Below are 14,094 nucleotides of genomic sequence, written 5' to 3' on the forward strand. Positions count from 1 at the left end.
TCATGTCGTTAGCCATTGTTTATAGCCGTGCATCTATCGGGGTACAAGCCCCCCTTGTGACCATCGAAGTCCATATTAGCAATGGTAAACCAAATTTTGTGCTGGTAGGATTACCAGAAAAAACCGTGAAAGAAGCACAGGATCGCGTGAGAAGTGCCTTGATTAATGCACAATTTAAATATCCTCCAAAACGTATTACCGTTAATCTTGCCCCAGCAGATTTACCTAAAGAGGGGGGACGTTTTGATTTGCCGATAGCGTTGGGGATTTTGGCAGCATCAGGGCAAATTAATGCGGAACAATTACGTCAATTTGAATTTCTTGGGGAACTGGCATTAACGGGGAATTTACGTGGTGTGCAAGGGGTTATTCCTGCTATTTTAGCGGCTCAGAAAGCGAAAAGAACCATGATTATTGCCCCGCAAAATGCCAATGAAGCATCTCTCATCTCAGAACACGACAGTTATTACGCAAATTCACTGTTAGAAGTGGTGCAGTTTCTCGACAAGCAATTAAATTTGCCAACGGCTAGTCAAATGGCAGACCAAATTAGGTCAAATGCCAAGCAAAGTGCGGTGCAAAATAGCAAAGATTTAACCGATATTATCGGGCAACATCATGCCAAACGAGCCTTAACCATTGCCGCTGCTGGGCAACATAACTTACTTTTATTAGGTCCCCCAGGGACTGGCAAAACCATGCTTGCCAGTCGATTAACCGATCTCTTGCCCGAAATGAGTGATCAAGAAGCCATAGAAACCGCCTCTGTGACTAGCCTGATTCAAAATGAACTGAATTTTGCGAATTGGAAGAAACGCCCATTCCGTTGCCCACATCATAGTGCATCTTTGCCTGCGTTAGTGGGAGGGGGATCGATCCCAAAACCTGGCGAAATTTCATTAGCTCACAATGGCATTCTTTTTCTTGATGAGTTGCCCGAGTTTGAACGTAAAGTATTAGATGCTTTACGCCAACCCTTAGAAAGTGGTGAAATAGTTATCTCTCGTGCCACTGCTAAAATCCAATTTCCCGCTAAATTTCAATTAGTTGCTGCTATGAATCCAAGTCCAACAGGACATTATCAAGGTTCTCATAATCGCACATCACCACAACAAATTATCCGTTATTTGAATCGGTTATCAGGACCTTTTTTAGATCGCTTTGATTTATCTATTGAAGTCCCATTGTTACCACAGGGTGCATTACAAAGCCAAGAAGATCGGGGTGAAAGCAGCGAACAAGTGCGGTTAAAAATTGTTAAGGTACGCGAAAGACAATTCGCTCGACAGGGTAAAGTGAATGCTCATTTAACCAGTAAAGAAATTGAACGTTATTGCCCGTTATTAGAAAAAGATGCAATTTTTTTGGAAAATGCCCTAACTAAACTAGGTTTATCAGTACGAGCTTATCATCGTATTCTCAAGGTTTCTCGTACCATTGCAGATTTGGCAGAGTCGGAACAAATTACGCAAGCCCATTTAGCCGAAGCCTTGGGGTATCGTACTATGGATCGGTTATTATTGAAATTACATGAATAATGAAAGTTTATATTGATATAAAACAGATAAAAAATAAACCGCACTTTACTTTTATTAGAATCTCATTAAGCAAAGTGCGGTGATTTTTTAAAGATTTTTACGCATTCAAAATATTCTGAATTTCCTGAATACTTAAATGATAACCATGTGGGCAGTTACGCCATTCATCAAGCATTTTAATGTATTTATCCCACATTGGGGTTTGTGAATCACAGCCATGTTCACAACGCATAAATTCTTGATATTTGCCTTCCACACCCGTAATAAAACGCAAGTAGCTTAAATATTTTTTCTCACGCACCGCACAATAGCCCACAAATTGTAAGCGGTGTGGAGTAACAGTGGATTTATCCGTTAAATTATTGTATGAAACGTGTAAGGCTTTATACATTTCAAGTGTGTCTAGTACGGTTTGGCATTCTTCTAATGAAATATTGCTAAATTCTTGATCAAGTTCTTTTAATTCACGTGCAAAACCACCTTTGACAATGGTTTCTAAACGGCTATATTTGGCTTTGTTTTCTGGTTCAAGTAAACCCATTAATTTATATTGGTTGGCTAAAATTAAGCGTTGGGTTGAGGTCATTTCCATGATAAATTCCTTATTTAGTTTTTATTTCATCAATGCTATTCAGATCATCTTCTGATAATCCTGTTTCTTTTATTTTGACATTGCCATCGGTGGCTTTATATTCAAGGTTTTGATAATAGGCTTCACGGAAAGTGATATAAGGATCTTGAGCCTGATCGAGTAAAGCTTCTTTATCCATAGCTTTGGCTCGAGTATCGACAACCTGAACACCCGTTTTCACTAAGGACCACGCCCCACCAACCCAGTGCCAGAATGGATATGTATAAGCGGTATCCACTACCGAACTCGTTAATTCCCGTGGCGTAGTCGCATTATATACTGGCAACACAATATATGTGCCTGGCTCAACGCCATAACTGCCAAGACTATCACCGAAAGTACGTTGATGTTCAATTTTAAGAGGATCGCTATAACTTGCCCAGTCAATTAAACCGCCTAAACCAAAGGTTGAGTTAATCACAAAACGATTAAAGTGTACCATGGCTTTTTTGCCTTCACCTTCCAATAATCGGTTAACAAAGCTGACTGGTTCATCTAGGTTATTGGCGACATTAGAGATGCCTGTAGTCACAGGGCTAGGCAAAGCATTCCAGCCTTTTGCTACGGGTTTTAATAGATAAGGATCTAACACTTTATAGTTAAAATCCCACATTGTACGGTTAAAACCTTGCAGTGGATCATTACGTTCGCCTGTGACAGGATCTAATGTGTTCGTGCAGCCACTCAGTAAAACAATACTACAAAGTGCGGTGGATAATATTACTGTTTTTTTCATCTGATTTGTTCTCAAATAAATTTTTCCCTATTGTAAATGAGTTAGGCGAAATCTACAAAAAAATTTACCGCAGTTGGAATAAAATCTTGCATAAAATGAATATTAATTCATTTTAGTTGCATAAATATATATTATTGCAACTTTACAAGATGATCTGGGCTTGATAAAATAGCTCGAATTTAATTAATTCATCTCGAGATTGCAGTAAGCAATCTTAGGTTAATGAATATTTGTAAGTGTTCAACCACACAATCAGGAGTAATTATGTCCGCACAAGCCATTCTCGTGCTTGCTGACGGTAGTGTTTTTCACGGCACCTCTATCGGTGCTGACGGTCACACTATCGGCGAAGTCGTTTTTAATACCGCCATGACCGGCTATCAAGAAATTTTAACTGATCCTTCCTATTTTCAACAAATCGTTACGCTCACTTATCCCCATATTGGCAACACAGGTTGCAACTCGGAAGATTTAGAAAGTCATCAAGTTTTTGCCTCTGGTTTAATTATTCGTGATCTGCCGTTAATTCATAGCAATTTCCGTGCCAATCAAAGTTTAGGTGAGTATTTAAAATCCAATAATGTGGTAGCGATTGCCGATATTGACACTCGCCGCTTAACCCGAATTTTGCGTGATAAAGGGACGCAAGCTGGCTGCATTATGACAGGCGAAGTTGATGAGAAGAAAGCCTTAGAATTAGCCTTAAGTTTCGGCTCAATGGCAGGCAAAGATTTGGCTCAAGCAGTCACATCAAGCGAAGCCTATCAATGGACACAAGGTGAATGGCAATTAGGTAAAGGCTATGTTGAAGCGAAAAATCCTGAATTTAATATCGTAGCTTATGATTTCGGCGTAAAACGTAATATTTTAAGAATGTTGGCTGAACGGGGTTGCAATATTACGGTTGTGCCTGCCAAAACGCCAGCGGAAGAGGTGTTAGCCTTAAATCCAGACGGTATTTTTCTTTCCAACGGACCAGGCGATCCAGAACCTTGTGATTATGCCATTTCAGCAATCCAAACCTTGTTAAAAAGCAAAAAACCAATTTTCGGTATTTGCTTAGGGCATCAATTATTAGGTTTAGCTACTGGCGGAAAAACCAAAAAAATGCCATTCGGACACCATGGAGCCAACCACCCAGTGCAAGATTTAGACAGTGGCAATGTGTTGATTACCAGCCAAAATCACGGCTTTGAAGTGGATGAACACAGCTTGCCAGCTAATGTTCGTGTAACTCATCGTTCGTTGTTTGATAATTCGGTGCAAGGGATTGAATTAACCGACCAATCGGCATTCTCTTTCCAAGGACACCCAGAAGCGAGTCCAGGTCCGAATGATGTGGCGTATTTGTTTGACAGATTTATTGATAACTTAAGAGCAGCGAAAGTGTAACAACCAATGCAAAATAAATTTAATTTAACCTTGCAAGAAAATCGTTTCTTAGCGAAAAAGAATATTGTGGAAGTGATCCACAGTATTTCACGCTTAGAAAACGTCAACACCACCTTTCCACAAACGCAAACCATTGTGAGTGGCATGGCGGTTAGCGGTGTTTCCACTGATGATGTGCAGGTGATTTTAAATTTAAAAAATGCGTGGCAGTTTATCTTGAAAGCGGATTCACCGTTTGATTTGGCGTTTGCCTGCAAAATCAATGGCTTTGTTGCCTATAACGAATCGCTGGCGTGGGGCGAATTACGCACAGGCAATGTGGGGATTAGCGGTGTGGCTTATATGCCAGAGATACCGAATCAACAAGCTGTTGAACAAACCTTTGAGCAAATTCAGCGTTCCCCCCTTTCGGCAACGGAAAAAGCCTTAAAACTGATGTACTACATGATGCGTAATCAGTTATTTTGGGACGGCAACAAACGCACGGCGATTATTTGTGCCAATTATCTGCTGATTCAAGCAGGGGCTGGCGTGTTAAACATTAACGAACAACAACTAGAACAATGGCACGAATTGCTTTCTCAATTTTATGAAAGTGGTGATGATACGCAGATTATGGAATGGACGTATCAGCATTGTTTGTATGGGATTTTAAAAGATTAAAGAAGATAGGAAATAAAAATGCCAAAACGTAACGACATAAACACAATATTAATTATCGGGGCTGGTCCGATTGTGATCGGTCAAGCCTGTGAATTTGACTATTCAGGGGCACAAGCCTGTAAAGCCTTGCGAGAAGAAGGCTATAAAGTGGTGTTGGTTAACTCCAACCCAGCCACCATTATGACTGACCCGAATATGGCGGATGTGACCTACATTGAGCCAATTCAATGGCAAACCGTGGAAAAAATTATTGAAAAAGAACGCCCTGATGCGATTTTGCCGACCATGGGCGGACAAACGGCGTTGAACTGTGCCTTGGATTTGTCTAAACACGGCGTGTTGAAAAAATATAACGTTGAACTCATCGGGGCGACCGAAGATGCCATTGATAAAGCGGAAGACCGTGGGCGTTTTAAAGAAGCCATGGCGAAAATTGGTTTAAATACGCCAAAATCCTTTGTTTGCCATAGCTTTGAGGAAGCCTGGGCGGCGCAGACGGAAGTAGGTTTTCCGACCTTAATTCGCCCCTCTTTCACCATGGGCGGTTCAGGCGGTGGGATTGCTTATAACCGTGATGAATTTCAAGCCATTTGTGAGCGTGGTTTTGATGCGTCGCCGACCCACGAATTGTTGATTGAGCAGTCTGTATTGGGCTGGAAAGAATACGAAATGGAAGTGGTGCGTGATAAAGCGGACAACTGTATTATCGTGTGTTCCATTGAAAACTTTGACCCAATGGGCGTGCATACGGGCGACAGTATTACCGTTGCCCCAGCTCAAACTTTAACCGATAAAGAATACCAAATTATGCGTAACGCAAGCCTTGCCGTGTTGCGTGAAATTGGGGTGGACACGGGCGGTTCAAACGTGCAATTTGCCATCAACCCTGAAAATGGCGAGATGATCGTGATTGAAATGAACCCACGGGTCAGCCGTTCTTCTGCGTTGGCAAGTAAAGCCACTGGTTTCCCGATTGCCAAAGTAGCGGCGAAATTGGCGGTAGGCTACACCTTAAATGAACTTCGCAACGACATTACAGGCGGTTTAATTCCAGCATCTTTTGAGCCGTCTATTGACTATGTGGTAACCAAAGTGCCTCGTTTTGCCTTTGAAAAATTCCCACAAGCGGACGATCGTTTAACCACGCAAATGAAATCCGTGGGCGAAGTGATGGCAATGGGTCGCACCTTCCAAGAAAGTTTGCAAAAAGCCTTGCGTGGTTTGGAAACAGGTATTTGTGGCTTCAATTTGCTTTCTGAAGAACCTGAAAAAATCCGTAGCGAATTGGGTAATCCCGGTCCGAACCGTATTTTGTATGTAGCGGATGCATTCGGAGCAGGTTTTACATTAGAAGAAGTGCATCACTATTCCAAGATTGATCCGTGGTTCTTGATTCAAATTCAAGATCTTGTGCAAGAAGAATTGGCGTTGGAAAAACGCACCCTAGACGAATTGGATTACGCTGAACTTCGCCGTTTAAAACGCAAAGGTTTCTCCGATAAACGTATCGGTCAGCTCACCAAAGCGGGCGAAAGTGCGGTGCGAAATAAACGCAATTTATTAAATCTGCACCCTGTTTACAAACGGGTGGATACCTGTGCTGGCGAGTTTAAATCGGATACGGCGTATCTCTATTCTACCTATGAAGAAGAGTGCGAAAGCCGTCCAACGGATCGTAAAAAAATTATGATTTTAGGCGGTGGTCCGAACCGTATCGGACAAGGGATTGAGTTTGACTACTGTTGCGTTCACGCCGCCCTTGCCTTGCGTGAAAGCGGTTTTGAAACCATTATGGTCAACTGCAACCCTGAAACGGTTTCTACGGATTTTGATACGTCTGATCGTTTATATTTTGAGCCGTTGACTCTTGAAGATGTGTTAGAAATTATCCACGTGGAAAATCCGTACGGCGTGATTGTACATTACGGCGGTCAAACGCCGTTGAAATTGGCGAACGCTTTGCACGACAACGGCGTGAACATTATCGGCACGTCCGCAGATAGCATTGATGCTGCCGAAGACCGTGAACGTTTCCAAAAAATCTTGTACGATCTCGGCTTAAAACAACCGAATAACCGCACCGCTCGCAATGCCGTAGAAGCCGTGAAATTGGCGGGCGAAGTGGCTTATCCGTTGGTGGTGCGTCCGTCTTATGTGTTGGGCGGTCGGGCGATGCAGATTGTGTATAACGTGGATGAACTCAATAAATATATGCGTGAAGCGGTGCAAGTGTCGGAAGACAGCCCGATTTTGCTTGACCATTTCTTAAACAACGCCATTGAAGTGGACGTGGACTGTATTTGTGACGGCAAAGACGTGGTGATTGGTGGCATTATGCAACACATTGAACAGGCAGGGATCCACAGTGGTGACTCCGCTTGTTCTTTACCGCCATATTCCTTGAGCCAGCCAATTCAAGATGAAATCCGCCGTCAAACGGCAGCAATGGCGCAAGCGTTAAAAGTCATCGGTTTGATGAATGTACAATTTGCAGTGCAAAATGACGTGATTTATGTGTTGGAAGTCAATCCACGAGCCAGCCGCACCGTGCCATTTGTGAGCAAAGCCACAGGGCGATCGCTCGCGAAAATCGCTGCTCGGGTGATGGCAGGTATTTCTCTTGCGGAACAAGGCGTAGCAGGTGAAGTGATTCCTGATTATTATTCTGTCAAAGAAGCGGTGTTCCCATTCATTAAATTCCCTGGTGTGGACACCATTCTCGGTCCTGAAATGCGTTCAACAGGTGAAGTTATGGGTGTGGGCAAAACCTTCTCTGAAGCTTTCTTGAAAGCAGAATTAGGGGCGAATGAACGAATTCCAAAAACAGGTAAAGTGTTTGTTTCTGTGGATAACAAAGACAAAGACCGCCTGTTGCCTGTGGCACATCGTTTGCAAGAACAAGGCTATGGCTTGTGTGCCACTATCGGCACGGCAAAATTCCTAAAAGAAAACGGTGTATTCGCTCAAATCGTCAACAAAGTGCGTGAAGGTCGTCCGCATATTGTGGATGCCATTAAAAACGGTGAGATTGCGATGATTATTAATACTGTTGGCAGCAGCCCAGAAAGTATTACAGATAGCCATTCTATTCGCCAAAGTGCATTGCAACAAAAAGTCTTTTTACAAACCACTTTATCAGGGGCAGAAGCCCTAGTTGAGGGCGTGAAAAGTTTAGATGGTTGTGATGTGTATTCTGTGCAAACACTACATCAGAGTTTGTAGATATGGGGCATAGTTGATACAGAAAATAGCAATATTTTTTATCTACTATGCCTATTAAATGATAAAACCCCAGCTACTCACGTAACTGGGGTTCGTTATTGTAATAAAACACCTGATGGCGACCTACTCTCACATTGGGATTCCCAACACTACCATCGGCATCACAGCATTTCACTTCTGAGTTCGGCATGGAGTCAGGTGGCACTACTGCATTATGACCATCAGGAAATCAGGGGTCAGATGACAGGTTTCAGACGGCAGTACCGTGTGTTATCCTGTATCCTACTTAATTCTTTCCTTTTTGTATTTTGTTCTTTAAATTTGAAACAAGCTGTCTGTTCGATTTTCTTTTTTGTCTGTTAGTGAGTTTCACGCTCTTCAACTGTCTTCTGTCATCTGACATCCGTCATCTGAATCAAAACCACTTGAGCGTTGTATAGTTAAGCCTCTCGGGCAATTAGTACTGGTTAGCTCAATGACTCACATCACTTACACACCCAGCCTATCTACGTCTTCGTCTTAAACAACCCTTACACACTTCTGTGTGGGAGAACTCATCTCTTGGCAAGTTTCGTGCTTAGATGCTTTCAGCACTTATCTCTCCCGCATGTAGCTACCCAGCAATGCTTCTGGCGAAACAACTGGAACACCAGGGATGCGTCCACTCCGGTCCTCTCGTACTAGGAGCAGCCCCAACCAATTCTCCTACGCCCACGGCAGATAGGGACCGAACTGTCTCACGACGTTCTAAACCCAGCTCGCGTACCACTTTAAATGGCGAACAGCCATACCCTTGGGACCTACTTCAGCCCCAGGATGTGATGAGCCGACATCGAGGTGCCAAACACCGCCGTCGATATGAACTCTTGGGCGGTATCAGCCTGTTATCCCCGGAGTACCTTTTATCCGTTGAGCGATGGCCCTTCCATTCAGAACCACCGGATCACTATGACCTACTTTCGTACCTGCTCGACTTGTCTGTCTCGCAGTTAAGCTTGCTTTTACCATTGCACTAACCTGACGATGTCCGACCGTCATTAGCAAACCTTCGTGCTCCTCCGTTACTCTTTGGGAGGAGACCGCCCCAGTCAAACTACCCACCAGACACTGTCCGAATACCCGTTTCAGATATTTCGTTAGAACATCAAACGTTAAAGGGTGGTATTTCAAGGTCGTCTCCACTCAAACTGGCGTTTAAGTTTCTCTGACTCCCACCTATCCTACACATCAAAATTCAAGGTTCAGTGTCAAGCTATAGTAAAGGTTCACGGGGTCTTTCCGTCTAGCCGCGGGTACACCGCATCTTCACGGCGATTTCAATTTCACTGAGTCTCGGGTGGAGACAGCCTGGCCATCATTATGCCATTCGTGCAGGTCGGAACTTACCCGACAAGGAATTTCGCTACCTTAGGACCGTTATAGTTACGGCCGCCGTTTACTGGGGCTTCGATCAGGTGCTTCTCTTTCGATAACACCATCAATTAACCTTCCAGCACCGGGCAGGCATCACACCCTATACGTCCACTTTCGTGTTTGCAGAGTGCTGTGTTTTTAATAAACAGTTGCAGCCAGCTGGTATCTTCGACCGGTTCAACCTTCATCTGTAAAAGACTACAATCTACGCCGGCGCACCTTCTCCCGAAGTTACGGTGCTATTTTGCCTAGTTCCTTCACCCGAGTTCTCTCAAGCGCCTGAGTATTCTCTACCTGACCACCTGTGTCGGTTTTCAGTACGGTTTAGTAAAGTCTTTCGCTTAGTGGCTTTTCCTGGAAGTGTGGTATCAACAACTTCGCTCCCTTAGGAGCTCGTCATCACGCCTTAGTGTTGAATTGGGATTCGGATTTGCCTAAATCCCCCACCTACACGCTTAAACAGCCATCCAACAGGCTGCTTGCCTAACCTTCTCCGTCCCCACATCGCAACTTTACCAAGTACGGGAATATTAACCCGTTTCCCATCGACTACGCTTTTCAGCCTCGCCTTAGGGGCCGACTCACCCTGCCCCGATTAACGTTGGACAGGAACCCTTGGTCTTCCGGCGAACGAGTTTTTCACTCGTTTTATCGTTACTTATGTCAGCATTCGCACTTGTGATACGTCCAGCAAACTTCTCAATTCACCTTCTTCCGCTTACACAACGCTCCCCTACCCAACAAGATTACTCTTGATGCCGCAGCTTCGGTGACTAGTTTTAGCCCCGTTACATCTTCCGCGCAGGCCGACTCGACTAGTGAGCTATTACGCTTTCTTTAAATGATGGCTGCTTCTAAGCCAACATCCTAGCTGTCTAAGCCTTCCCACTTCGTTTCCCACTTAACTAGTACTTTGGGACCTTAGCTGGCGGTCTGGGTTGTTTCCCTCTTCACGATGGACGTTAGCACCCACCGTGTGTCTCCTGAGTATCACTCTTCGGTATTCGCAGTTTGCATCGGGTTGGTAATCCGGGATGGACCCCTAGCCGAAACAGTGCTCTACCCCCGAAGGTGTTCGCTCAAGGCTCTACCTAAATAGATTTCGGGGAGAACCAGCTATCTCCCGGTTTGATTGGCCTTTCACCCCCAGCCACAAGTCATCCGCTAATTTTTCAACATTAGTCGGTTCGGTCCTCCAGTTAGTGTTACCCAACCTTCAACCTGCCCATGGCTAGATCACCGGGTTTCGGGTCTATACCTTGCAACTTGCCGCCCAGTTAAGACTCGGTTTCCCTTCGGCTCCCCTATTCGGTTAACCTCGCTACAAAATATAAGTCGCTGACCCATTATACAAAAGGTACGCAGTCACCTTACGGCTCCCACTGCTTGTACGTACACGGTTTCAGGTTCTATTTCACTCCCCTCGCTGGGGTTCTTTTCGCCTTTCCTTCACAGTACTGGTTCACTATCGGTCAATCAGGAGTATTTAGCCTTAGAGGATGGTCCCCCTATCTTCAGACAGAATTTCTCGTGTTCCGCCCTACTTCTTGTTAGCTTAGTACCACAATATAACTTTCAGATACGGGACTATCACCCTGTGTCGTTGAACTTCCCAGTTCATTCTCTTCGTTTTATTGCTATCTCTAACGGCTCCTCCGCTTTCGCTCGCCGCTACTCACAGAATCTCGGTTGATTTCTTTTCCTCGGGGTACTTAGATGTTTCAGTTCTCCCGGTTTGCCTCATTTACCTATGTATTCAGTAAATGATAGTAGATTCTTCATCTACTGGGTTTCCCCATTCGGATATTTTGGATTAAACGCCTCTTATCGACTCATCCAAACTTTTCGCAGATTAGCACGTCCTTCTTCGCCTCTGATTGCCTAGGCATCCACCGTGTACGCTTAGTCACTTAACTATACAACCTCAAGTGCTTTCGCACAGACGTCAGATAACAGGTTTCAGATAACAGTCCTAATACCTTTTTTACCCTTAATCTGCTTCACTTTCAGTTGATTTTAATAACTAGACTTGTGTGCTTTTGTTCACACAAGATTTTTACTCAAACGTTGAGTCATCTAACAATCATCAGTCGCATTAACTGCTATCTAACCACTGCTATCTGAACTCTGTTTTCAGCTTGTTTCCAAATTTTTAAAGAACAATTAAGATGTGGCTTTCGCCTATCATCATTGCTAAATTAACTTATATAAAATCAATTTCAACTTTTACGTTTTCTATATTAAGTTAGCTTAACAATGATGATAACAACAAGTTTTTTGGTGGAGATAAGCGGGATCGAACCGCTGACCTCCTGCGTGCAAGGCAGGCGCTCTCCCAGCTGAGCTATATCCCCATTCAGATAACAGACAACAGCTATCAGATGACAGTGTTGCTATTTCTATTCCCTACGCTTACTTTCTCTGCCATCTGACTCCTGTCATCTGACATCTGAAAGTGGTGGGTCTGAGTGGACTTGAACCACCGACCTCACCCTTATCAGGGGTGCGCTCTAACCACCTGAGCTACAGACCCGTAGGGCTCAGAAGACGGATGACAGAAGACAGATAACAGAAAAAACTGAACACCCTAACTTCTCATCACAATTACTTTCTTCTGAAATATACTTGCTTTCATCGTTCTATCAAACAATCTGTGTGAACACTTGCTGTCGCTTCGTTTCTTTGAGTAACAATATCACAGTGACCTGACATTTCTGTCTTCTGTCTTCTGTCATCTGCCCTCTGATTACTAAGGAGGTGATCCAACCGCAGGTTCCCCTACGGTTACCTTGTTACGACTTCACCCCAGTCATGAATCATACCGTGGTAAACGCCCCCCTTCCGGTTAAGCTATCTACTTCTGGTACAACCCACTCCCATGGTGTGACGGGCGGTGTGTACAAGGCCCGGGAACGTATTCACCGCAACATTCTGATTTGCGATTACTAGCGATTCCGACTTCATGGAGTCGAGTTGCAGACTCCAATCCGGACTACGATGCACTTTCTGAGATTCGCTCCCCCTCGCAGGTTTGCCGCCCTCTGTATGCACCATTGTAGCACGTGTGTAGCCCTACTCGTAAGGGCCATGATGACTTGACGTCATCCCCACCTTCCTCCAGTTTATCACTGGCAGTCTCCTTTGAGTTCCCATCACTACATGCTGGCAACAAAGGATAAGGGTTGCGCTCGTTGCGGGACTTAACCCAACATTTCACAACACGAGCTGACGACAGCCATGCAGCACCTGTCTCATAGCTCCCGAAGGCACAAACTTATCTCTAAGTTCTTCTATGGATGTCAAGAGTAGGTAAGGTTCTTCGCGTTGCATCGAATTAAACCACATGCTCCACCGCTTGTGCGGGCCCCCGTCAATTCATTTGAGTTTTAACCTTGCGGCCGTACTCCCCAGGCGGTCGATTTATCACGTTTGCTACGGGCACCAGAGTTAAACCCCAATCCCCAAATCGACATCGTTTACAGCGTGGACTACCAGGGTATCTAATCCTGTTTGCTCCCCACGCTTTCGCACATGAGCGTCAGTATCTTCCCAAGGGGCTGCCTTCGCCTTCGGTATTCCTCCACATCTCTACGCATTTCACCGCTACACGTGGAATTCTACCCCTCCCTAAAGTACTCTAGCTACCCAGTCTGAAATGCAATTCCAAAGTTAAGCTCTGGGATTTCACATCTCACTTAAGTAACCGCCTGCGTGCCCTTTACGCCCAGTTATTCCGATTAACGCTCGCACCCTCCGTATTACCGCGGCTGCTGGCACGGAGTTAGCCGGTGCTTCTTCTGTGATTAACGTCAATCTAATAAGCTATTCACTTATTAGCTTTCCTCACCACCGAAAGAACTTTACAACCCGAAGGCCTTCTTCATTCACGCGGCATGGCTGCGTCAGGGTTGCCCCCATTGCGCAATATTCCCCACTGCTGCCTCCCGTAGGAGTCTGGACCGTGTCTCAGTTCCAGTGTGGCTGGTCATCCTCTCAGACCAGCTAGAGATCGTCGGCTTGGTAGGCCTTTACCCCACCAACTACCTAATCCCACTTGGGCTCATCTTATGGCAACTGGACCTAAGTTCCCAGTCTTTCGTCTCTCGACACTACGCGGTATTAGCTACAGTTTCCCGTAGTTATCCCCCTCCATAAGCCAGATCCCCAAGCATTACTCACCCGTCCGCCACTCGTCAGCAAAGTACAAGTACTTCCTGCTACCGTTCGACTTGCATGTGTTAAGCCTGCCGCCAGCGTTCAATCTGAGCCATGATCAAACTCTTCAATTTAAGTTCGATCGCTCAATAAACTGCTTGCTTCTAAATCTTTCTTCTCACTCTCAAAAAAAATGAAAAGTTAATGAATTTCTAAGTTAAGCACCTATTAAGACTTCAAGTTTTATTTAATTTTTTAAAACTAGTCAATCAACAAGTGCCCACACAGATTGTCTGATAAATTGTTAAAGAACAAATTTTCACCGTTTTGCAGCGAAAATAAAA

Annotated in this window: 6 protein-coding genes, 2 tRNA genes and 3 rRNA genes; 4 read left to right on the top strand and 7 right to left on the bottom strand. The window is 44.5% G+C overall.

The genetic code is table 11. The annotated features are described in order from the left end of the window. Nucleotides 1-2: 2 nt before the first annotated feature. Nucleotides 3-1,538 carry a YifB family Mg chelatase-like AAA ATPase gene (locus tag O1Q81_RS00470; protein ID WP_386698589.1) on the top strand — a complete coding sequence of 512 codons (1,536 nt, stop codon included), beginning with the start codon at nt 3-5 and terminating at the stop codon, nt 1,536-1,538. 97 nt (nt 1,539-1,635) lie between these two features. Here the strand turns inward: O1Q81_RS00470 and O1Q81_RS00475 are convergent, their stop codons facing one another. Both O1Q81_RS00475 and O1Q81_RS00480 read right to left on the bottom strand, forming a co-directional pair. Then, nucleotides 1,636-2,130: a YfbU family protein gene (locus tag O1Q81_RS00475; RefSeq protein WP_386688367.1), complete on the bottom strand. Its 495-nt coding sequence runs from the start codon at nt 2,128-2,130 to the stop codon at nt 1,636-1,638. A gap of 10 nt (nt 2,131-2,140) precedes the next feature. Beyond that, a complete protein-coding gene (locus O1Q81_RS00480) occupies nt 2,141-2,905 on the bottom strand; it encodes a VacJ family lipoprotein (RefSeq protein ID WP_386695075.1) in 765 nt (254 codons plus the stop codon). 264 nt (nt 2,906-3,169) lie between these two features. On the opposite strand from O1Q81_RS00480, the gene carA reads away from it, so the two are divergent. Genes carA through carB form a run of 3 tightly spaced genes read left to right on the top strand, consistent with a single transcriptional unit; the run spans nt 3,170 to nt 8,182 of the window. Continuing rightward, nucleotides 3,170-4,297, top strand: a complete 1,128-nt coding sequence (gene carA / locus O1Q81_RS00485; protein WP_386697692.1) for a glutamine-hydrolyzing carbamoyl-phosphate synthase small subunit — start codon at nt 3,170-3,172, stop codon at nt 4,295-4,297. 6 nt (nt 4,298-4,303) lie between these two features. Then, nucleotides 4,304-4,960: a Fic family protein gene (locus tag O1Q81_RS00490; protein WP_386695078.1), complete on the top strand. Its 657-nt coding sequence runs from the start codon at nt 4,304-4,306 to the stop codon at nt 4,958-4,960. A gap of 18 nt (nt 4,961-4,978) precedes the next feature. Continuing rightward, complete coding sequence (gene carB / locus O1Q81_RS00495; RefSeq protein WP_386697693.1) at nt 4,979-8,182, top strand: carbamoyl-phosphate synthase large subunit; 3,204 nt, start codon at nt 4,979-4,981, stop codon at nt 8,180-8,182. A gap of 110 nt (nt 8,183-8,292) precedes the next feature. On the opposite strand, the gene rrf is transcribed toward carB, so the two are convergent. The 5 genes from rrf to O1Q81_RS00520 all read right to left on the bottom strand — a co-directional run bounded on the left by rrf (nt 8,293) and on the right by O1Q81_RS00520 (nt 13,884). Further along, nucleotides 8,293-8,408: ribosomal RNA gene (gene rrf / locus O1Q81_RS00500) — 5S ribosomal RNA — on the bottom strand. 210 nt (nt 8,409-8,618) lie between these two features. Continuing rightward, nucleotides 8,619-11,511, bottom strand: a 23S ribosomal RNA gene (locus O1Q81_RS00505). A gap of 362 nt (nt 11,512-11,873) precedes the next feature. After that, a tRNA-Ala gene (locus tag O1Q81_RS00510) sits at nt 11,874-11,949 on the bottom strand. 102 nt (nt 11,950-12,051) lie between these two features. Continuing rightward, a tRNA-Ile gene (locus O1Q81_RS00515) sits at nt 12,052-12,128 on the bottom strand. Nucleotides 12,129-12,345: 217 nt separating this feature from the next. Next, nucleotides 12,346-13,884: ribosomal RNA gene (locus tag O1Q81_RS00520) — 16S ribosomal RNA — on the bottom strand. The 16S, 23S and 5S rRNA genes sit together here with 2 tRNA genes alongside, the layout of an rRNA operon. Nucleotides 13,885-14,094 lie beyond the last annotated feature (210 nt).

The organism is Lonepinella sp. MS14436 (assembly GCF_042470565.1).
Classification (GTDB): domain Bacteria; phylum Pseudomonadota; class Gammaproteobacteria; order Enterobacterales; family Pasteurellaceae; genus Lonepinella.

Excerpts from the sequence above, each read along its gene's own strand:
- carA (WP_386697692.1), top strand. The coding sequence starts at position 3,170 with ATGTCCGCACAAGCCATTCTCGTGCTTGCTGACGGTAGTGTTTTTCAC.
- O1Q81_RS00470 (WP_386698589.1), top strand. The coding sequence starts at position 3 with ATGTCGTTAGCCATTGTTTATAGCCGTGCATCTATCGGGGTACAAGCC.
- O1Q81_RS00475 (WP_386688367.1), bottom strand. The coding sequence starts at position 2,130 with ATGGAAATGACCTCAACCCAACGCTTAATTTTAGCCAACCAATATAAA.
- O1Q81_RS00490 (WP_386695078.1), top strand. The coding sequence starts at position 4,304 with ATGCAAAATAAATTTAATTTAACCTTGCAAGAAAATCGTTTCTTAGCG.
- O1Q81_RS00480 (WP_386695075.1), bottom strand. The coding sequence starts at position 2,905 with ATGAAAAAAACAGTAATATTATCCACCGCACTTTGTAGTATTGTTTTA.
- carB (WP_386697693.1), top strand. The coding sequence starts at position 4,979 with ATGCCAAAACGTAACGACATAAACACAATATTAATTATCGGGGCTGGT.